The organism is Bradyrhizobium sp. SPXBL-04 (assembly GCF_051853035.1).
In the GTDB taxonomy this organism is placed as follows: domain Bacteria; phylum Pseudomonadota; class Alphaproteobacteria; order Rhizobiales; family Xanthobacteraceae; genus Bradyrhizobium; species Bradyrhizobium zhanjiangense.
This window is the reverse complement of the sequence record NZ_CP182472.1, coordinates 13133-32151: the sequence shown is the minus strand read 5'-3', so window position 1 is coordinate 32151 and position 19019 is coordinate 13133. Positions and strand designations below refer to the sequence as shown.

The window sequence follows — 19019 nt, the reverse complement described above, 5'->3', positions numbered from 1 at the left end:
ATTCGCGACTAACTCGTCGGCTTGTCGTCGTCGAGCGGGACGCAATAGAGCTCGAGGCGGTGATCGACCAGCTTGTAGCCGAGCTTACGGGCGATCTCGGCCTGGAGCTTCTCGATCTCTTCGGAGGTGAACTCGATCACCTTGCCGTCGCGCAGATTGATGAGGTGGTCGTGATGGCTGTCGCGCATCTGCTCGTAGCGCGCGCGGCCCTCGCGGAAATCGTGGCGTTCGATGATGCCGGCATCCTCGAACAGCTTCACCGTTCGGTAGACCGTCGAGATCGAGATCTTGTCGTCGACGGCGACGCAGCGCCGGTACAGTTCCTCGACATCGGGATGATCGACCGCCTCCGCGAGCACGCGGGCGATGACGCGGCGCTGCTCGGTCATGCGCATGCCGGTGGCGGCACAGCGCGCCTCGATGCCGGATGCCTTGGATGCGGAAGAAGGTTTCAGTGCGGTCATATGATTGTCTGCCTGGCGGAGGCGCTTTCTGCCACCAATGTTACGACAAGTCACGTCGCATCAGAAGGGCGTTCAATTGTTCCCCGTTCGGCTGCTTATAGTAGCGTTCGCGGCGCCCGACCACCATGAATCCGGCCCGATCGTAGAGTCGGCGCGCCGGCTGGTTATTTTCCTCGACTTCGAGAAATATTGTGCGCACCCCGCGCCCGGCGAGGTGGCCGAGATGGGTCATCAGCAGCGTGCGGGAGAGGCCGCGGCCGCGATGGGCCTGATCGACTGCGATCGAGAGGATTTCCGCTTCGTCCGCGCCGATCCGCGACACCGCAAAGCCGATCGTCTTGCGGCCGAGGCGTAAGCGATGCACCAGCGTGTTGCGCTCACCGAGCATGCTCTCGAACTCGCCTTCGCCCCAGCCGCGTGCGAAGGAGGCGCCGTGAAGCTGCGCCAGCCGCACGGCGTCGCGCGCGGACGCGGGCTCGACGGCGGCAGTGCCGCCGCGCCACCATTGCGAGAACCATCCCATCATGAGCTTGCAGCTTGTGCTGCGAGCTGTAGCTGCGCGGCCGGCTTGGCGTCGGGCGCGCGCAGATAGAACGGCCGCGCCGGGGTCGTGTCGGGATTGGCCGCGGCGCCGAGCCAGGCGACCCAGCCGATGTCGGGCGCGGGCTGCGCGTCGACCGCAATGGGTTGCGGCGCATCCTTCGGCCAGCGCCCGGCAAGGATGTTCGCGGCATTGCCGACCAGGTGCGGCGCGCCGAATTGCGAAGCCGCGATCGCCTCGTCGATGCTGGCGACCTGCGGTCGCACCAACTGGCTGCCGTCGCCGGCGACGATCTGGAAATAGACGTGGTCGTGCCGCGCATCGATCGCGGACATCACGGGCACCGATCGGCTCTGGCCGACGATGGCGGCGGCATAGGCCGACAAGGTGGTCAGGCCGACCGCCGGCCGCCTCGCCGCGAGCGCAAGGCCGCGCGCCGCCGAAATACCGACGCGCAGGCCGGTGAAGCTTCCAGGACCGACGGTGACCGCGATGCGGTCGAGCGCGGTGAAGGCGAGATTGGCCGATTGCATCACCCGCGCGATCAGCGGCATCAAGGCTTCGGCATGCCCACGCTTCATCGGCAGCGATTCCTGCGCGCGCAGCTCGGCCGTTTCGGTGTCGAGCACGGCCGCGGAGCAAGCGTCGAGCGCAGTATCGATGGCGAGGATCAGCATGGAACGATCGTAGCATCATCCGTCAGGGAATGCTCGTCGTTCCCATCGTCATGGCCGGGCTTGTCCCGGCCATCCACGCCTTTGCAGCTCCATATCTCGTAGGATGGGAAAGGCGCACTTGCGCCGTGCCCACCATCGTTCCGCAAATGACGGGATCTTGGTGGGCACGCTTCGCTTTGCCCACCCTACGGCAGCTTGCTTACATCGGCCGGACTTCGACCACGTCGGGCACGAAGTGCTTCAAGAGGTTCTGGATGCCGTGCTGGAGCGTCGCAGTCGATGACGGGCAGCCCGAGCAGGCGCCCTTCATGTTGAGATAGACGACGCCGTCCTTGAAGCCGCGGAAGGTGATGTCGCCGCCGTCATTGGCGACCGCCGGCCGCACCCGGGTCTCGATCAGGTCCTTGATCATGTCGACCGTCTCGGCATCGGCCTCGTCGAAGAATTCACCGTGGTCGTCGAGTTCGGTATCGCTTTGCACCGTGCCGTCGGCGAGCAGCGGCACGCCGGACATATAGTGCTCCATGATCGCGCCGAGAATCGCGGGCTTGAGCTGCTGCCACTCACCGCTCGCCTTGGTCACGGTGATGAAGTCCGATCCGTAGAACACGCCGGTGACGCCGGGCACGTCGAACAGCTTTTCGGCAAGCGGCGAGCGGCCTGCGGCTTCGCGGCTCGAAAACTCCACCGGGCTGCCGTCGACCACGATGCGGCCGGGAATGAACTTCAACGTGGCGGGATTGGGGGTGGCTTCGGTTTGAATGAACATGGTTTTCTCCAGACGTCGCCGGTTCAAGGCCGGCGCGTGCTCTATCCAGTAGCAGATGGCGACGGGGAACGCACGATCAAGGGGTGAGAAGGGCGTTTTGCTGTTATATCAGCAAGTTAGGGTGCTTGCGTCTCCCTCTCCCCGCCTGCGGAGAGAGGGGAAGAGCTAAGACAGCGAATCCACGCTTTGGTCGCTCAGCGCGCCGGAGATAATCGTCACCGGAACCGGAAACGTGCCGAGCGAATGGGCGAGCAGCGAGACCAAAGGCCCCGGTCCCTCCGCACCGGGGCTGGCGGCCAGCACCAGCATGGCGATATCAGGATCCTCGTCGATCACCGCGAGCAGTTGTTCCATCGCGGCGCCTTCGCGGATCACGCGCTCCGGCGTGATCGCGGCGATGCCGTTGGCGCGACCGGCGGCGCGGTCGAGCGCGGCTTCCGCCGCTTCCTGCGCCTCGGCGCGCATAATGTCGGCGACACCAAGCCATTCCTGGCTCTGCTGCTCGGGCTCGATGATGCGCAGCATCACCACGCCGCCGCCGGCGCGGATCGCCCAGCGGCTGGCGTAATACACCGCGCGATCCCATTCGGCGGTGTCGTCGACGATGACGAGGCATTTGGGCTTGTGACCCGGCTCGAAGCAAAGTCGCTTGCTGGTCATGCATGTCCCGGCGTGTGCACGGCCGGCATGCTGCCACACTCCCGGAACGTTTGGGAGAGGGGACATCGGCCGGCGCCGTGGCGCAGGCCGGTTTCTCAGATGCGATCTTCAGCGCCGGTGGATGAAGCCGACGATGTCCTTCGAGAGCTTCATGGTCTCGTCGGCGATAGTGCGGGCCCGGTCGGAGCCCTCGTTCAGGATCGCGTCGATATGGCCGGGGTCGGCGACGAGGCGCTTCATCTCGCCGGCGATCGGCGCGAGCTTGGTGACGCACAGCTCGGCCAGCGCATTCTTGAAGCTGGAGAACTGGCCGCCGCCGAAATCCCTGAGCACGTCGGCCTTGGAGCGACCGGAGAGCGCGGCGAAGATGCCGACGAGATTGTCGGCTTCGGGACGCGCTTCCAGGCCCTTCTCTTCGCTCGGCAGCGGCTCCGGATCGGTCTTCGCCTTGCGGATCTTCTGCGCGATGGTGTCGGCATCGTCGGTGAGATTGATGCGCGAATTGTCGGACGCATCCGACTTCGACATCTTCTTGGTGCCGTCACGCAAGCTCATCACGCGCGTCGCCGGACCGGTGATTAGCGGCTCCGGCAGCGGGAAGAACAAGCCGTCATTGTGTCCCTGGGCGCGAATGGAATCGCCGAAATCGTTGTTGAACTTCTGCGCGATATCGCGCGAGAGCTCGAGATGCTGCTTCTGATCCTCGCCGACCGGCACGTGGGTGGCGCGGTACAGCAGGATGTCCGCCGCCATCAGCACGGGATAGTCGAACAGCCCGACCGAGGCGTTCTCGCGGTCCTTGCCGGCCTTCTCCTTGAACTGGGTCATGCGGCCGAGCCAGCCCATGCGCGCGACGCAGTTGAAGATCCAGGCGAGTTCGGCATGGCCGGAGACCTGGCTCTGGTTGAACACGATGTGCTTCTTCGGATCGATGCCGGCAGCGATGAACGCCGCGGTGACCTCGCGGGTGTTGCGCGTGAGCTCGGCCGGTCCGCCCCAGACATCGACGCCTTGCGTAATCGCGTGCATGTCGACGACGCAATAGATGCAGTTGTGGGTTTCCTGCATCTTCACGAAGTTGACGATCGCGCCGAGGTAATTGCCGAGATGCAGATTGCCCGTCGGCTGGACGCCCGAAAAGACTCGTTCAACGAATGGCATGGTCAGCTTTCCTGGAAGATACGGCCGTCGTTTCCAACAGCGGCGCAGCCCCGTCAAGGGCAATTCGATGGGCTCGCGGTTTAGGCCGGTCGTTTCAACGCGTTAACCGCCTCGCGCCAGGAGGCTGCACCGAGGACTTGCAGGAGCAGGCCGTAGACGGCGATCCCCGCCGCGATCTGCACACCCAGTGCGACGAATTTGATCAAGCCATGGGTCTCGGCAGGCACGAGACCGGCGGTCAGCCAGAGCAGGGCGCCCATGGCGATCGCGGCCAGCACGATCCGCGGCAGCCGCTTGCGGGCCGAGGCGTCGACCGAGAAGCCGAATTCGGTTGTGCCTTTCCGAAGCAGCGAGAGCGCGCTGCTCCAGGCGCCGGCCGCGATGCTCGCCGCGATCCCGCTGGCGCCAAAGACATGACCGAGCACAACCGCGAGCCCGACCGTCACCACAAAGCCTTTGGCCGTCGCGAGCAGCGGCGTCATCGTGTCGCTGCGGGCGTAGAAGGCCGGCGACAGCGCCTTGATCAGCACGTGCGCCGGCAGGCCCAGCGCCAGCCACATCAATGCGCGCGCCGTGGCCGTGCTGTCCTCGACGCTGAACGCACCGTGCTCGAATAGCAGCCGTACGATCGGCTCGGCCAGCACGATCAGGCCGAGCGTGGCCGGCAGCGCCAGCCCGGTCGCCAGCTCCAGCGCGCGCGATTCGGCATGCGCCACCGCGACGCGGTCGCCGCTACCGACCGCACGCGTCAGCTCTGGCACCAGCACCGTGCCCATGGCGACGCCGACGATGCCGAGCGGCAGCTCGATCAGGCGGTTGGCAAAATAGAGCCAGGACACAGCGGAGGGCGTCGCCGAGGCGATGATTGCGCCGGCGACCATCAACCATTGCGGGCCCGAGCTTGCGATCATGCCGGGAATGGCCTTGGCAAAAAAGGCCCGCATCTCCTTGTCAGAACTCACGCGCAACGGCGTCGCAAGGCGCGCGCTTCGCTGCGACAGCAGCATCAGCAATTGCAGCAGACCGGCGACGCCGACGGCGGCGGCCAGCATCCACGCAGCGAGGACCGCATCGGCATGCCCCAGCAACAGCACCGCGATCGCGGCGATCAGCGCGATGTTGAACAGCAGCGGCGAGAACGCCGTCAGCGCAAAGCGCCCTTGTGCGTTGAGCAGTCCCATCAGCACGGTGACGGGGCCGGCGAAGGCGAGATAAGGCAGCATCAGCCGGGCGTTCTGCACGGCGAGATCGAGCGTGCTGCTGCCGAGAAAGCCCGGGGCGATCACCGTGATGATCAGCGGCATCAGAAGCGCAATGCCGATCGAGCTCGCGACCAAGGCCGCGCTGACCGTGCCGAGCACCCGTCCGGCGAACGCCGCCGCAGCCGCTTCGCCATCACGTTCGCGGATACGCAGCCAGGCCGGGATCAGTGCCGCATTCAGCGCCCCCTCGCTGAGCAGCCGACGCACGACGTTGACGAGCTGAAATGCCGCCAGGAACGCATCCGCCACGGCGCCGGTGCCGAGCAGCGCCGCGATCAGGGAATCGCGGGCAAAGCCCAGCAGCCGCGAGGCCAGCGTTCCCGTCGAGACGGTCAGGAAGGAGCGGATCATCGGGCGCAATAATACCGTTGCTTGCCCGCGAAGGGCTGGTCGTGATAGGCCGCGAGCCAGATTTCAGGCCTACAGGAAGCGGATTTCCGCAGGGATCGCAATCCGGCAACAGGATCAAGGTGAATGGCTGACGTGAAATATGACGTTCTCGGCATCGGCAACGCGCTGTTCGACGTGTTGGTCAGGACCGACGAGGCCTTTTTGGCCAAGCATGGCATGACCAAGGGCAGCATGTCCCTGATCGACGAGGCACGGGCGGCCGCCATCTACAAGGACATGGGCCCGGCGACGGAAGTCTCGGGCGGCTCTGCCGCCAACACCATCGTCGGCATCGGCAGCTTAGGGGCACGCGCCGCCTATGTCGGCAAGGTCAAGGACGACCAGATCGGCAAGCTCTATGTCCACGACATCCGCGCCGCCGGCGTCGCTTTCAACACGCCGGCCGCAACGGACGGCCCTGCCACCGGCTGCTCCTATATCCTGGTCACAGGCGATGGCGAGCGCACCATGAACACCTATCTCGGCGCGGCGCAGGATCTGTCGCCGGCCGACATCGATCCGGCCGAGGTCGCCGGCGCCGGCATCGTCTACCTCGAAGGCTATCTCTGGGACCCCAAGAACGCCAAGGACGCCTTCGTCAAGGCGGCCAAGATCGCCCATGATGCCAAGCGCAAGGTGGCGCTGACGTTGTCGGATTCCTTTTGCGTCGACCGCTATCGCGACGAGTTCCTGTCCTTGATGCGCAACGGCACTGTCGACATCGTGTTCGCCAACGAGGCCGAGCTGCATTCGCTCTACATGACCTCGGACTTCGATACTGCGCTGAAGCAGCTGCGCAACGACGTCAATCTCGGCGTCGTCACCCGCAGCGAGAAGGGCTGCATGGTGGTCTCAGTGGAAGACGCCGTCGCCGCGCCGGCATTCCCGGTCGACAAAGTCATCGACACCACCGGTGCCGGCGACCTCTTCGCCGCCGGCTTCCTGTATGGCCTCGCGCGCAACTTCGCGTACAAGCAGTGCGGCGAGCTCGGCGCGCTTGCGGCGGCCGAAGTGATCCAGCACATCGGGGCGCGGCCCCAGGTGTCGCTGAAGGAACTCGCCGAGCAGCGCGGGCTGACGGGGTAGCGCTTACCCTCCCCTGGAGGGGGAGGGTCGATCGCGCGCAGCGCGAGCGGGGTGGGGTGACGGTCTCTCGGCCCGCTCGGCGCTCATGAGACCTCTGCGTTCTCTGAGACCGCATTGCATCGTCGGCGAGGTCTTCGCCGCGGCTTCACCCCACCTCGGTTCGCTATATGCGAACCGATCCTCCCCCTCCAGGGGAGGATGGGAGTTTGCGTCTCGGCTGTCGCCTTACCTCGATGCGACCGATGCGGCTGCAGGCGCGAGAGAACTCAGCCCCTCACGCCGCCTTCTGCCCGCTCCCGGCCGCATCGAGCCCGGCATAAACCCCGCGCTCGAAGCCCGCGAACGTCTCCAGACACTTTGCGTCGGCGAACGGCAACAGCTGCATCAGGATCACGCCGGTGACGTCGCGCGACGGGTCGATCCAGTAATAGGTGTTGGCGAGGCCCGCCCAGGCGAGACTGTTCGGGCTGCGCCCTTCCGCGGTCTTGGCGGTGTTGATGAGGAAGCTCAGCCCCCACTTCTTCACCTGCTCCGGATAGAGATCGACGTCGTTGGTGTACATCGGCGCCGCCGTCGTCATCTTGCCCATGGCGAGATCGCCGATGTGGTTCTGTCCCATCGTCGCAACCGTCTCCGCCTTCAGCACTTGGTTGCCGTTGCCGCGGCCCTTGTTGAGAATCATTTGGGTGAACTTGATGTAGTCGCCCGCGGTCGAGTAAAGGCCACCGCCGCCCATGTGGAATTCCGGCTCCTGCTCGAGCTCGAACGGGATCGATGCGAGCTGGCCGTCCTCGCCGCGTGCATGCATGCCGACCAGACGCTTGCGCATGCTATCGGTGATCTTGAAAGCGGTGTCGCTCATGCCGAGCGGCGCGAACATATTGTCGCGCAAATACGCATCGAGCCGCTTGCCGCTGACGGCCTCCACCGCCTTGCCGACGAAGTCGATGTTGGTGCCGTATTCCCAGCGCGTGCCGGGATCGGTCATGATTGGCGTCTTCAGCGCCGCATTCTGGCAGGTGGTGATGGCGGGGATCCCCGTCTTCTCCAGATACACCGCGAGATCGCCGTTCCACATATTGTAGCAGAAGCCCGCGGTGTGGGTCATGAGGTGGCGCAGCGTGATCGGCCCCTTCGCAGGCCGCAGCTTCGGCTCGCCCTTGGCATCGAAGCCCTCGAGCACCTGCGGGGTGGCGAGATCGGGCAGCACTTCACCGATCGGCGCATCCAGCGACAGCTTGCCCTGTTCGACCAGCTGCATCGCGCCGGCTGATGTCACCGCCTTCGTCATCGATGCGATCCAGAACACGCTGTCCGCGGTCATCGCATCGGGCTTGGACAGGTCGCGCTTGCCGAACGCACCTTGATACAGCACTTCTTTACCGCTGGCGGCGATGGCGACGACTCCGGGAATTTCTTGTGCGTCGCTCTTCTGGCGCAGAAGTTCGTCGATCTGGGCTCGGCTTTGCATGCGTGTTTCCTCCGGTTTGATTATTGTTGGAGTGATTGATTGTCCTCCCGCATGCTCGGCGCGGCAAGCGCATCCATGTACCTGTGCCGGTCGCGATGTCGTGACTTGACGGTCGGCGTTCCACGCAGGACGACAACGGAGCTGAACTGCAACACTCTTTTACAACCTGCGGTGGATGGCTGCATCTCGCCGTGGCCGTGAATGGGCGCTGGCGGTATGTTTCGCGTGTTTGACTCACCTGAAGCATTTTGTGCGTTGCGGCGCTTCAGCACGCGGCCAATTGGCCGGTGACGTTAAGACTTGATGCAAATTGGCGGCTGCTGATCGGCCGCGAGGGGACCTCAAATGATTTCGACCTGGAGTGAATGGAAGCGCTATCCCCGTCCCGGACGGGGCGACAATTTGGAGGCGCCGATCTCGCCCGGCATTTACGAGGTTCGCATCGCCGGCACCGGCGCGCTGTACTCCTTCGGCGCAGTCGACAACCTGGCGCAGGCGCTGGCACTGCTGCCGGTCGGTTCGAAGTCATGGTTCGGCCGCCGCGACACCTCGGACGTGCCCGATCTCGAATACCGCACCTGCGCGACGTCCTCGAAGGCCGACGCCAAGGCCGCCGCCGAGCGCATGATCGGGCGCCGCGAGACCTATCTGAGCGGCGCGGCCTGAGGTCGCGCTCCCGTTTAGCTGAAGGCAGATGTGCGTTGCGGGGCGGTGCATTGCGCGCCGTCTGTCCCTATATTCCGGGCCGATCCGATCGCGCCCTGAGGAGTAACGCCATGACCCCGACTGCCGCCCGCGCCCCGCAAGCCTCGTCCAATCTGCGCGACCGGTTGAAGGACCCGTCGCTGCTGAGGGAAGCCTGTTACATCGACGGCGCCTGGGTCGGCTCGCCGGTCTTCGCCGTGAATAATCCCGCGACCGGCGTCGAGCTCGCCAAGGTTCCGCAGCTCGGCGCGGACGATACCACCAAAGCGGTCGAAGCCGCCGAGCGCGCGTTCCCGGCCTGGGCCAAGCTCACCGCCAAGCAGCGCTCCAACATCTTGCGCAAATGGTTCGAGCTGATCGTCGCCAATCGCGAGGATCTCGCGCTGATCCTCACCTCCGAGCAGGGCAAGCCGCTCACCGAGGCGCTCGGCGAGGTCGATATCGGCGGCGCCTACGTCGAGTTCTTCGCCGAGGAGGCGAGGCGCGTCTATGGCGAGACCATCCCGACGCAGCGGAGCGATGCGCGCCTGCTCGCGATCAAGCAGCCGATCGGCGTCTGCGGCGCGATCACGCCGTGGAATTTCCCGAACTCGATGATCACGCGAAAAGTCTCGCCGGCGCTGGCGGCCGGCTGCACCGTGGTGCTGAAGCCCGCCAATGAGACGCCGCTGTCGGCGCTCGCGCTCGCGGCTCTTGCCGAGAAGGCCGGTGTGCCCAAGGGCGTATTCAACATCATCACCGGTGACGCGCCGCCGATCGGCAAGGTCCTGTGCGAGCATCCGGCGGTTCGCTTCGTCGGCTTCACCGGCTCGACCGCCGTCGGCAAGATCCTCTACCAGCAGGCCTCGGTCGGCGTGAAGCGGCTCGGCCTCGAGCTTGGCGGCAACGCGCCGTTCGTGGTGTTCGACGACGCCGACATCGACGCCGCGGTCGAAGGCGCTATCGTCTCGAAATACCGCAACATGGGCCAGACCTGCGTTTGCGCCAACCGCCTCTACGCCCAGGATGGCATCTACGACGAGTTCGTGCAGAAGCTGTCGAAGAAGGTCGCGGCGATGAAGATCGGTGACGGCACCGAGAGCGGCGTCACGCAGGGCCCGCTGATCAACATGAAGGCGATCGACAAGGTCGAGCGCCACATCGCCGACGCCATCAAGCGCGGCGCCAAAATCGTCACCGGCGGCAAGCGTAGCGAGCTTGGGCGCTCGTTCTTCGAGCCGACCGTGCTGGCCGACGTCAAGCCGGACTCGCTGGTGTCGCAGGAGGAGACCTTTGGCCCGCTCGCGCCCGTCATCCGCTTCAAGGACGAAGCCGACGTCATCGCGATGTGCAACGCCTCGCCGTTCGGCCTTGCCTCCTACTTCTACTCCCGCGATCTCGGCCGCGTCTGGCGCGTCGCCGAGGCGCTGGAATCAGGCATGGTCGGCGTCAACACCGGCCTCATCACCACGGAAGTCGCCCCCTTCGGCGGCGTCAAGGAAAGCGGCCTCGGGCGCGAAGGCTCGCATCACGGCATGGAAGAGTATGTCGAGATCAAATACGTGATGATGGCGGGGGTGTGAGGGCGCATCAGTCTCCCCGCGTCATTGCGAGCCACCGGGTCCGCGCAAAGCGCGGCCCGATGACAGGCTCCGCGAAGCAATCCAGAATCTTTCCGCAGAGGCAGTCTGGATTGCTTCGTTGCAAGGGCTCCTCGCAATGACGAAGTGAGGTGCAACAGCTGGAACTAAATCTTCAGCTCTTTCCCCGTCACGCGCCTGTAAGCTTCGAGATACCGCTTGCTGGTTGCATCCACAACGCTGGCGGGCAGTGGCGGCGGTGGGGCATCGCCGTTCCAGCGGCCGGCGCGGCGCTCGACGTCGAGATAATCGCGTAAGGGTTGCTTGTCGAAGCTCGCCTGCGGCTGGCCGGGCTTGTAGGCATCGACCGCCCAGAAGCGCGAGGAATCCGGGGTCATGACTTCGTCTATCAGGATGATGCGGCCGTCCTTGTCGCGGCCGAACTCGAACTTGGTGTCGGCGATGATGATGCCCTGCTCGCGCGCCAGCTCCTCGCCAAGCGTATAGATCGCGCGCGTCATGCTCTCCAGCGTATAGGCGACCTCGTCGCCGACCACCGCGCGCATCTTCGCGATCGTGATGTTCTCGTCATGCCCACTCTCGGCCTTGGTTGCCGGGCTGAAGATGACAGGCTCCAGCTTCTCGCTCTCGACGAGGCCGGCCTTGAGCTTCTCGCCGGCCAGCGTGCCGCTTGCGGCATATTCCTTCCAGGCCGACCCCGAGAGGTAGCCGCGGATCACGCATTCGATCGGAAATACGGTGGTGCGCTTGCACAGCATGGCGCGGCCGAGGATTTCGGCACGATGAGCCTTCAGCGCCGGCACGGCCGCAATGATCGCGTCGGTGTCGGCGCTGATCATGTGATGCGGCACCACGCCTTCGAGCTCGTTGAACCAGAACGCACTCACTTGCGTCAGCACCGCGCCCTTCATCGGGATGGTCTCGCCCATCACGACGTCGAAGGCGCTGATGCGGTCGGTGGTGACGAGCAGCAGGCGGTCGTCGTCGACGGCGTAGATATCGCGCACCTTGCCGCGTCCGATCTTGGGGAGGGGCAGGTCGCTGGAGAGCATGGTGGTCATCGGCAAAGCCTTCACGCAAGAAATCCGGCCGCGGCTGACAGTGCGGCCGGAAACCGGATTAGCCTATTCCGGCAGCGGAATGAACTCGTGTTCCTGCGGAACTGCCGCGAAGCGGCCGGTTTTCCAGTCCTGCTTGGCCTGCTCGATCCGCTCCTTGCTGGAGGAGACGAAATTCCACCAGATGTGGCGCGGGCCCTCCAGTGCATCGCCGCCGAGAAACATCATCCGGGTGGCCTTCAATGCCTTCACGGTGATGCGGTCGCCCGGACGGAAGATCAGCAGCCGCGGCCCTTCGTAGCGCTCGTTCGCGATCTCGACCTCGCCGTCGACCAGGTAGATCGCACGTTCCTCCTGATCAGGATCGAGCGGCACGCGCGCGCCTTCCGCCGCCGTGACCTCGGTGTAGAACCAGGGCGAGACCATCGCGACAGGCGAGGCGATGCCGAACGAAGAGCCCGCGATCACCCGCGCGGTAAAATCGCGCTCGGAGATCATCGGCAAATCGCCCGCCGCATAATGCTGGAACGACGGCGCGATCTCCTCGGATCCCGCCGGCAACGCGATCCAGCTTTGCAAGCCCAGCATCTTCTGGCCCGAGGCGCGCTGCGCATCTGGCGTGCGCTCGGAATGGGCGATGCCGCGCCCGGCGGTCATGAGGTTCATCGCGCCGGGCGCGATCTCCTGGACGTTGCCTTCGCTGTCGCGATGCATGATCGCGCCGTCGAACAGGTAGGTGACGGTGGCAAGCCCGATATGTGGATGCGGCCGCACGTCCATGCCCTTGCCGGAGACGAACTGCACCGGTCCGAAATGATCGAAGAAGATGAACGGCCCGACCATCTGCCGCTTGCCGTGCGGCAATGCGCGCCGCACCTCAAATCCGTCGCCGAGATCGCGCGTGCGAGGCACGATGACGAGATCGAGCGCATCGCAGGACATGGGATCGCCGAGCACGGGATCGTTGGAGGGTTGCCAGCTCATGGGTGGACTCCTTTTGGCTTTGTTGGATGCGAGACTAGCAGGAATTTGCAGCGCCGTCGCGACAAAGCCGGGGCTCAACGTCGCGGACCGCAATAGCGCCATGTGCAGAACTATCATCGCCTCACCCACCGCTGTCATTCCCCGCGAAAGCGGGGAATCCAGTACGCTGCGGCCAATCGGTTTAATCACTGTCGTCTCGGAGTACTGGATCGCCCGGTCAAGCCGGGCGATGACAGTTGTGGTGCGGATGGTCCTTGAAAAAATACGCCTGACGAAGGATGTTCGGCTGATTTCAATCGCGACCGTCGCATCGCCCGATGACATTTGCTGCAACAGAACTGGCATTTCGCGCCGCGTCCGTGGCGCTGCTGCTTGTGCTAGGCGCGTCGCTCGTCTCTGATTTCGGACACGTGCTGGCATCCCGGCTCGGTGCTGGCTTCGCGATCGGCTCGGCCGCGCATGCGGCGAGCTATTCGGTCGGCGTATCGTCGCTGGTGCCGGCCTGGCATGCGCCGCTGATCGCGTTGTCGACGGGCAACATCGTGGTGTTCTGGCTGTTCACGCGCGCGCTGTTCGACGACGAGTTTCGCCTGCGCTGGTGGCACGGATTGATCTGGGGACTGGTGACCGCGTTCAGCTTCGTCAACTGTCTCTGGATCGCGCCGGGCGGAAACGTTCGGCTTGCCGTCACCATCGTCAATCTGATCGTGCTCGGTTTCATTGCGCTCGCGGTGGCGCAGACCATCAATTCGTGGTCGGCCGATCTGGTCGAGCGCCGCCGCCGCGTTCGCGTCTTCATCGTCTGCGCGGCCGCGCTCTATGGCGGGGTGAACGCGCTGCTCCAGATTGTCGTGACCGGAATTGAGGTTGGCGATATCGCCGACACGATCAATGCGGGCGTGCTCGCCTGCATCGTTGCGGCCATCGCCTATGGGATGATGCGCGTCGATGGTGCCGAGCTGTTTCCGGTTGCTGTGGAGGCCGCGCCGCCGCTGGTTTTGAGCCAAGCTCCGGCGGCAGAAGACGCCGCCGACCAGAAGCTCACCGATGCCCTGATGCGGCTGATGGCGGACGAGCGGATCTATCGCCAGGAGAACATCACCATCGGCGTGCTGGCGAACCGGCTGAAAATTCCCGAATACCGGCTGCGCCGGCTGATCAACCAGCGCCTCGGCTATCGCAACTTCAATGTGTTCCTGAACAATCACCGGATCGAGGAAGCCAAGGCCGCGCTCGCCGATCCCGCCCAGGCCGAAGTCCCCGTCATCACCATCGCCATGGATGCCGGCTTCCAGTCCCTCGGCCCCTTCAACCGCGCCTTCAAGGCGGTGACCGGCGTGACCCCGACGGAATATCGGCGGCTTAAAGCGAGCACGGCGTGATGGGCTCTTCGCCTCACCCGCCTGCGGGGAGAGGCCGGAATTTGTGGAGCAAATTCGGGTGAGGGGGAGCTTCCGCGAGCCCGTCTGTCACCGTCCCTGCGGAGACTCCCCCTCACCCCAACCTTCTCCCCGCAAGCGGGGCGAGGGGGGCCACCGTCCCCGGTGCGACAGACCAGCCCAATTTTCAAGCCGTTGGATCTGTTGCGTTATTTCAGAATCGATCAGTCCCGGCCAAATTCAGCCACGCCATTTTCCGGATCCGGCGAGCACATATCGCGCGCCTCCTGCTTCGTCTCCGGCACACGCCCCAAGCCGGAGACAGCCCGTGACCCACCGCCGCAAGATCGTCCTCCTCACCACCATCGCCTGTGCCGGTCTCGCGCTCGGCGCAGCCCGCGCCGGCGACGTGCCGAAGGTCGCCACCGGCTTTGTCGCCGGCATCCTATGCTCCGAGACCTTCGTCTCCGGCCTCGATCCGCGGCGCACCTTCACCGAGACCAACGATGCGATGCCCGGCACCGGCCTGATCAGCTGGGCGATGGAGTATCGCGTCGACCGCGTGCGCAAGGACGTTACGGTGACACTGTTTGGCCTCGGCCGCAGCCATGCCGTCTATCGCGAGGGGCTTGGCTGCACGCTCGCGCATGGCGAGCCGCTCGCCGAAGTCATGCCGCCGCCGGACGACAGGCAGCCCGCGCTGCTGCCCGAGATCGCCGGCCCCGCGATCGTGCCGCCGCAAAGTCCCGAGCTTGCTACCGCGCTCGACCGCGCCTTTGACGAGCCGGCACAGCCGCCTTATCGCCGCACCCGCGCGATCGTCGTGATGAAGGCGGGCCGCGTCATTGCCGAGCGCTACGCCTACGGCATCGGACCGGAGACGCCGCTGCTCGGCTTCTCCATGACCAAATCGGTGATCTCGGCGCTGACAGGCGTGCTGGTGCGTCAGGGCAAGCTGAAGCTCGACGAGCCCGCGCCGGTCGCCGCCTGGAAGCATTCGGATGACCCGCGCCATGCCATCAGTGTCGATCAATTGCTGCGCCACACCGCAGGGCTGGCACTCGGCAGCTCGTTGCAGGCATCGATCGGCTCCGCCTTCGAGCCGGTCAACCGCATGAAGTTCGTGGAAGCCGACATGGCCGCCTATGCCGCGAGCATGCCGCTTGCGACCGCGCCGGGCACGGCGTGGAATTATCATGACGGCAACACCATCCTGCTCTCGCATCTGATCCGCAATGCGGCCGGTGGACATCCCGCAGCTGCGCTGCGCTTCGCGCGCCGCGAATTGTTCGTTCCACTCGGCATGCGCCATGTCACGCTCCAGCTCGACGCTTCAGGCACGATCGAGGGCTCGAGCGAGATGCTGGCAACGGCGCGCGACTGGGCGCGCTTCGGCCAGCTCTATCTCAATGACGGCATCGCCGGCGGCAAGCGCATCCTGCCCGAGGGGTGGGTGAGCTATTCGTCCTCGCCCACGCCGAAGGCGTGGGTTGGCATCGGTGCCGGCTTCTGGACCAACCAGGGCGACAGCTTTGGCGCGAAGTTTCGCATCGCGCACGGCTGGCCGCGCGATGCCTTCTTCGCCAAGGGCACGATCGGGCAGTACACGATCGTGATCCCGTCCGAGCGGCTGGTGATCGTGCGCATGGGACGCTCGCCGAACTGGCCGCCGGAAGCAGATGGCGTGTTCGACCTCGTGCGCGACGTGGTGGCCGCAACGCGCGAGAAGGGGAAGATAGCCGGGGCGGATTGAGAGCAGCGGCGGCTCTTCTTACCCTCCCCTGGAGGGGGAGGGTCGATCGCGCGCAGCGCGAGCGGGGTGGGGTGACGGTCTATCCTTTGAAGCAGTGCCTGTGTGGAGAGATCACCCCACCCCGCTTCGCATTGCGCTTTGCTTCATGCGAAGCGACCCTCCCGCTCCAGGGTAGGGCTATCGCATATGCATTTCGCGGGGACCACCCGCGAGTTTGCTCGGCCTCTCCCGCTTGCGGGAGAGGCCGACGCGTCCCGGGCGATGCGAAGCATCGTCCCGAGCGCGGCGGGTGAGGGCTCTCACCGCACTGGGATCGCCTCCGCAATTCTCGACAATCCCGACGCGGAGGCACCCCCACCCCCGCCCTCCCCCGCAAGCGGGAGAGGGAGCCCACTGCCGATGCCGAAGCATTATTCACGCCATATGCGATAGCCCTACCCTCCAGGGGAGGGTAAGCATGCGCGCTCAAGCTATTGCCTCCCTAGCTCCGTCGCCTTCGCCACGCGGTCGAACCGCTCCAGCGTCATGATCGCATCCGCAAACTTCTCAGCGCGTGCGTTCAGCACGGGCCGCGCCAGAGTCAAAAACTTCTGCTGCATCGCCTTCGTGTCAGGAAACGAATTCGGCTCGCCCGAGGGATCGGCATGGAGCCGCTCATGCACGCCATTGTCCGTCGTGATGCTGACGCGGGCGCCGAACGGATGGGTGCGGCCGATTTCGAGGCGGTCGTCCTGCACCACGTCGAACTTGTCGGCGAGGGCGTCGATGGCGGCATCGCCAAGGCGGTTGTAATCGTCCCAGCCGAATGAGCCCTGGTCGAGCGCGAGCGCGCCGGTGAAGAACATCGAGAACTGGCCGCCGACGATCGAGGTCGGATGCCGCTTGGTCGCGGCATCGCCGGTGAGCGTGATGCCGTTACGATGCAGGCCGATCTCGACACGCTTGACCTGGTCCGGCGTCAGATTGTGCTCGCGCCGCATGGCGATCAGCGCGTCGATCGCCGCATGGGTGTAGCGGCAGCTCGGATAGGGTTTGACGCCGATCTTCATCGTCTCGTAGGTCTTGCCGAGCTCGGCCACCGCTTTGCCCGGATGCGCATCGTCGGTGTAGCCGGCGAGCAGGCCGTGCTTGCCCTCGACCGATTCCGTCGCGCCGACGAAATCGTTGCGCGCCAGTGTCGCGGCGATCACGCCGTTCATCGCGGCGGCGCCGACCTGGTAGCGCTTGTTCCAGGCGCCGTTGACCAGAAATTGCAGCGATCCGGCGGCCTGGCTGCCGGAGACGCCGAAGGCGGCGATGATCTGCTGCTCGGAGAGGCCGGCCAGCTTTGCGGCGGCCGCGGCCGCGCCATAGGTGCCGGCGGTCGCGGTCGGATGAAAACCGCGCGCGTAGTGCGAGGTCGGATCGAGCGCATTGCCGAGCCGGCAGCAGACTTCATAGCCCGCAACGATCGCGGTCAGCACGTCGCGGCCCGACGCGCCGACCATCTCGCCGACCGCGAAGGCGGCCGGCACCACCGGCGCGCTCGGATGCAGCGAGGAGTCGGCGTGCGTGTCGTCGAAGTCGAGCGAATGTCCCAGCGCGCCGTTGAGCAGGGCCGCCACCGCCGGCGTCCAGGTCTTGGCATCGCCGAACACGGTGGATTCGCCCTTGGCATCGAGCGCAAGCGTTTCCAGCGTCTTCAGCATCGACGGGGTCGATTCCGCCTCGCTGCGGGCGCGGATGGCGCTGCCGAGGAAGTCCAGCGTCAGCACTTTGGCGCGATCCAGCACCTCCGCCGGAATATCTAGGTACTTCAGATTGAAGACATAGGCGGCGAGCGTTGCGGTTTCGTGGGCCATCGTGTTTCCTCGTTTTGGCCGGCAAGTTAGGCGGGCTGATTTCGCCTTTCAAGCGGCCTTGCGGGGGCGGGCATCAGCCATGCTTTTGCCTGGCTCAAGAGGATCGGACCGGGACGTTGACGATGACACGCACAAGAGAGCTGCTCGACCGGATCCGGGCGCGACGGACGCAATTGGGGCTGGCGATCCGGGTCACCGTGGCGGCGGTCGCGGCCTATGCCATCGCCACCGCGCTGCATCTGCTCTTGCCGCTCTGGGCGGTGCTGACCTCGCTGATCGTGACCCAGATGAGCGTCGGACGCTCGCTGAAGGCGACGCGCGACTACATGCTCGGCACTATCGGCGGCGCCATCTATGGCGGCGCCATCGCGATCCTGATCCCGTACTCCGGTGAAGCGGGCCTGTTGGGGCTTCTGGTGCTCTCGGTCGCCCCGCTCGCCTTCATCGCCGCGATCAATCCGAGCCTCAGTGCCGCGACGGTCACGGCCGTGATCGTGCTCCTGGTTCCGACCATGCATCACTCCGATCCCATGACCTCGGCGATTGATCGCGTCAGCGAAGTCGCGGTCGGCGCTATCACGGGGCTGCTCGTCTCCTTCCTGGTGCTGCCGTCGCGCGCGGTCCGGCAGATCCGCGCCAGCGCAGCAAGACTGCTCGAACTGATCGCCGATGCCTTCACCGAACTGCTCGCGGGCCTCACGCGCGGCCGCGACAACGACGCGCTGCACCGGATCCAGGACGGCATCGGCACTGCCATGGTCAGCCTCAACGCGATTGGCTCAGAAGCCGAGCGCGAGCGCGCCGCACGCCTGTCGAGCGGGCCGGATACCGGTCCCTTGCTGCGAACCATCCTGCGCTTGCGGCATGACGTCGTGATGATCGGCCGCGCCACCGTGGTGCCGCTGCCGGCCGAGGTGCAGACGCGGCTCGCAGGTCCGCTGACGGAGGTCTCGATGGTGATCGCGCGCTTCCTGCGTTCGGCCGCCGCAGCCTTGCGGGAGGGCGCCGGCGCGCCGCCGCTCCATCCGGTCCACGTTGCGCTCCAGCATTACGCCGAGGCGGTCGCCGCCGTCCGTCACGACGGTCTGATCCGCGGCCAGCCCAGCGACACCGCCGAGCGCTTCTTCGCGCTGGGCTTCTCGCTGGAGCAGATGCACCAGAACCTCTGCGATCTCGATCGCGTCGTCGGCGAATGGTCGGAGGCAGCGGCCGACAAGCCCGCGCGGGTGGCGGAGTGA

General features: G+C 65.5%; 17 protein-coding genes. 6 read left to right on the top strand and 11 right to left on the bottom strand.

The window, feature by feature from the left end; translation table 11 throughout:
• Positions 1–8: 8 nt before the first annotated feature.
• The 7 genes from ACNJX8_RS00140 to murJ form a co-directional block, all read right to left on the bottom strand.
• The gene (locus ACNJX8_RS00140) at positions 9–464 is read right to left on the bottom strand and encodes a Fur family transcriptional regulator (RefSeq protein WP_094894339.1); all 456 of its coding nucleotides are present in this window, start codon (positions 462–464) and stop codon (positions 9–11) included.
• Positions 465–504: 40 nt separating this feature from the next.
• Positions 505–990: a ribosomal protein S18-alanine N-acetyltransferase gene (rimI, locus tag ACNJX8_RS00135; protein WP_439359199.1), complete on the bottom strand. Its 486-nt coding sequence runs from the start codon at positions 988–990 to the stop codon at positions 505–507.
• Positions 987–1682, bottom strand: a complete 696-nt coding sequence (tsaB, locus tag ACNJX8_RS00130) for a tRNA (adenosine(37)-N6)-threonylcarbamoyltransferase complex dimerization subunit type 1 TsaB (protein WP_128930379.1) — start codon at positions 1680–1682, stop codon at positions 987–989. Before tsaB ends, rimI begins: the two co-directional genes overlap by 4 nt.
• A 199-nt stretch (positions 1683–1881) precedes the next feature.
• Entirely contained in the window at positions 1882–2451 is a 570-nt protein-coding gene (locus ACNJX8_RS00125) for a NifU family protein (protein WP_439359198.1), read from the bottom strand.
• Positions 2452–2616: 165 nt separating this feature from the next.
• Complete coding sequence (locus ACNJX8_RS00120) at positions 2617–3111, bottom strand: universal stress protein (protein WP_439359197.1); 495 nt, start codon at positions 3109–3111, stop codon at positions 2617–2619.
• A 108-nt stretch (positions 3112–3219) separates the two neighbouring features.
• Complete coding sequence (gene trpS / locus ACNJX8_RS00115; protein WP_128946877.1) at positions 3220–4272, bottom strand: tryptophan--tRNA ligase; 1053 nt, start codon at positions 4270–4272, stop codon at positions 3220–3222.
• Positions 4273–4352: 80 nt separating this feature from the next.
• Entirely contained in the window at positions 4353–5885 is a 1533-nt protein-coding gene (gene murJ, locus ACNJX8_RS00110; protein ID WP_439359196.1) for a murein biosynthesis integral membrane protein MurJ, read from the bottom strand.
• Positions 5886–6008: 123 nt separating this feature from the next.
• Here murJ and ACNJX8_RS00105 point away from each other — a divergent pair, with 123 nt between their 5' ends.
• Positions 6009–7010 (top strand): adenosine kinase, encoded by a 1002-nt coding sequence (locus tag ACNJX8_RS00105; protein WP_128930376.1) that lies wholly within the window; start codon positions 6009–6011, stop codon positions 7008–7010.
• Positions 7011–7284: 274 nt separating this feature from the next.
• Here ACNJX8_RS00105 and ACNJX8_RS00100 read toward each other — a convergent pair whose 3' ends face one another.
• Positions 7285–8481, bottom strand: coding sequence for a serine hydrolase domain-containing protein (locus ACNJX8_RS00100; RefSeq protein WP_439359195.1), 1197 nt, complete (start codon positions 8479–8481; stop codon positions 7285–7287).
• Positions 8482–8826: 345 nt separating this feature from the next.
• On the opposite strand from ACNJX8_RS00100, the gene ACNJX8_RS00095 reads away from it, so the two are divergent.
• Both ACNJX8_RS00095 and ACNJX8_RS00090 read left to right on the top strand, forming a co-directional pair.
• Positions 8827–9147, top strand: coding sequence for a hypothetical protein (locus tag ACNJX8_RS00095; protein WP_091898185.1), 321 nt, complete (start codon positions 8827–8829; stop codon positions 9145–9147).
• A 110-nt stretch (positions 9148–9257) separates the two neighbouring features.
• Positions 9258–10748 carry an NAD-dependent succinate-semialdehyde dehydrogenase gene (locus tag ACNJX8_RS00090; protein WP_128930374.1) on the top strand — a complete coding sequence of 497 codons (1491 nt, stop codon included), beginning with the start codon at positions 9258–9260 and terminating at the stop codon, positions 10746–10748.
• Positions 10749–10912: 164 nt separating this feature from the next.
• On the opposite strand, the gene ACNJX8_RS00085 is transcribed toward ACNJX8_RS00090, so the two are convergent.
• Complete coding sequence (locus ACNJX8_RS00085) at positions 10913–11827, bottom strand: phosphoribosylaminoimidazolesuccinocarboxamide synthase (protein ID WP_439359194.1); 915 nt, start codon at positions 11825–11827, stop codon at positions 10913–10915.
• 63 nt (positions 11828–11890) lie between these two features.
• A complete protein-coding gene (locus tag ACNJX8_RS00080; protein ID WP_439359193.1) occupies positions 11891–12808 on the bottom strand; it encodes a pirin family protein in 918 nt (305 codons plus the stop codon).
• A 317-nt stretch (positions 12809–13125) separates the two neighbouring features.
• Here ACNJX8_RS00080 and ACNJX8_RS00075 point away from each other — a divergent pair, with 317 nt between their 5' ends.
• Together ACNJX8_RS00075 and ACNJX8_RS00070 are read left to right on the top strand one after the other, a co-directional pair.
• On the top strand, positions 13126–14190 hold the full coding sequence (locus ACNJX8_RS00075; protein WP_439359192.1) for a helix-turn-helix domain-containing protein: 1065 nt from the start codon (positions 13126–13128) through the stop codon (positions 14188–14190).
• Between the two features lie 325 nt (positions 14191–14515).
• Positions 14516–15940 (top strand): serine hydrolase domain-containing protein, encoded by a 1425-nt coding sequence (locus ACNJX8_RS00070; RefSeq protein ID WP_439359191.1) that lies wholly within the window; start codon positions 14516–14518, stop codon positions 15938–15940.
• 470 nt (positions 15941–16410) lie between these two features.
• Here ACNJX8_RS00070 and ACNJX8_RS00065 read toward each other — a convergent pair whose 3' ends face one another.
• A complete protein-coding gene (locus ACNJX8_RS00065; protein WP_439359190.1) occupies positions 16411–17781 on the bottom strand; it encodes an MmgE/PrpD family protein in 1371 nt (456 codons plus the stop codon).
• Between the two features lie 122 nt (positions 17782–17903).
• Between ACNJX8_RS00065 and ACNJX8_RS00060 the strand changes: the two genes are divergently transcribed.
• A complete protein-coding gene (locus tag ACNJX8_RS00060) occupies positions 17904–19019 on the top strand; it encodes an FUSC family protein (protein WP_128930368.1) in 1116 nt (371 codons plus the stop codon).

What these genes read in the sequence shown, in the direction of transcription:
- ACNJX8_RS00140 (WP_094894339.1), bottom strand. Translation starts at nt 464, where the DNA reads ATGACCGCACTGAAACCTTCTTCCGCATCCAAGGCATCCGGCATCGAG.
- rimI (WP_439359199.1), bottom strand. Translation starts at nt 990, where the DNA reads ATGATGGGATGGTTCTCGCAATGGTGGCGCGGCGGCACTGCCGCCGTC.
- tsaB (WP_128930379.1), bottom strand. Translation starts at nt 1,682, where the DNA reads ATGCTGATCCTCGCCATCGATACTGCGCTCGACGCTTGCTCCGCGGCC.
- ACNJX8_RS00125 (WP_439359198.1), bottom strand. Translation starts at nt 2,451, where the DNA reads ATGTTCATTCAAACCGAAGCCACCCCCAATCCCGCCACGTTGAAGTTC.
- ACNJX8_RS00120 (WP_439359197.1), bottom strand. Translation starts at nt 3,111, where the DNA reads ATGACCAGCAAGCGACTTTGCTTCGAGCCGGGTCACAAGCCCAAATGC.
- trpS (WP_128946877.1), bottom strand. Translation starts at nt 4,272, where the DNA reads ATGCCATTCGTTGAACGAGTCTTTTCGGGCGTCCAGCCGACGGGCAAT.
- murJ (WP_439359196.1), bottom strand. Translation starts at nt 5,885, where the DNA reads ATGATCCGCTCCTTCCTGACCGTCTCGACGGGAACGCTGGCCTCGCGG.
- ACNJX8_RS00105 (WP_128930376.1), top strand. Translation starts at nt 6,009, where the DNA reads ATGGCTGACGTGAAATATGACGTTCTCGGCATCGGCAACGCGCTGTTC.
- ACNJX8_RS00100 (WP_439359195.1), bottom strand. Translation starts at nt 8,481, where the DNA reads ATGCAAAGCCGAGCCCAGATCGACGAACTTCTGCGCCAGAAGAGCGAC.
- ACNJX8_RS00095 (WP_091898185.1), top strand. Translation starts at nt 8,827, where the DNA reads ATGATTTCGACCTGGAGTGAATGGAAGCGCTATCCCCGTCCCGGACGG.
- ACNJX8_RS00090 (WP_128930374.1), top strand. Translation starts at nt 9,258, where the DNA reads ATGACCCCGACTGCCGCCCGCGCCCCGCAAGCCTCGTCCAATCTGCGC.
- ACNJX8_RS00085 (WP_439359194.1), bottom strand. Translation starts at nt 11,827, where the DNA reads ATGACCACCATGCTCTCCAGCGACCTGCCCCTCCCCAAGATCGGACGC.
- ACNJX8_RS00080 (WP_439359193.1), bottom strand. Translation starts at nt 12,808, where the DNA reads ATGAGCTGGCAACCCTCCAACGATCCCGTGCTCGGCGATCCCATGTCC.
- ACNJX8_RS00075 (WP_439359192.1), top strand. Translation starts at nt 13,126, where the DNA reads ATGACATTTGCTGCAACAGAACTGGCATTTCGCGCCGCGTCCGTGGCG.
- ACNJX8_RS00065 (WP_439359190.1), bottom strand. Translation starts at nt 17,781, where the DNA reads ATGGCCCACGAAACCGCAACGCTCGCCGCCTATGTCTTCAATCTGAAG.
- ACNJX8_RS00060 (WP_128930368.1), top strand. Translation starts at nt 17,904, where the DNA reads ATGACACGCACAAGAGAGCTGCTCGACCGGATCCGGGCGCGACGGACG.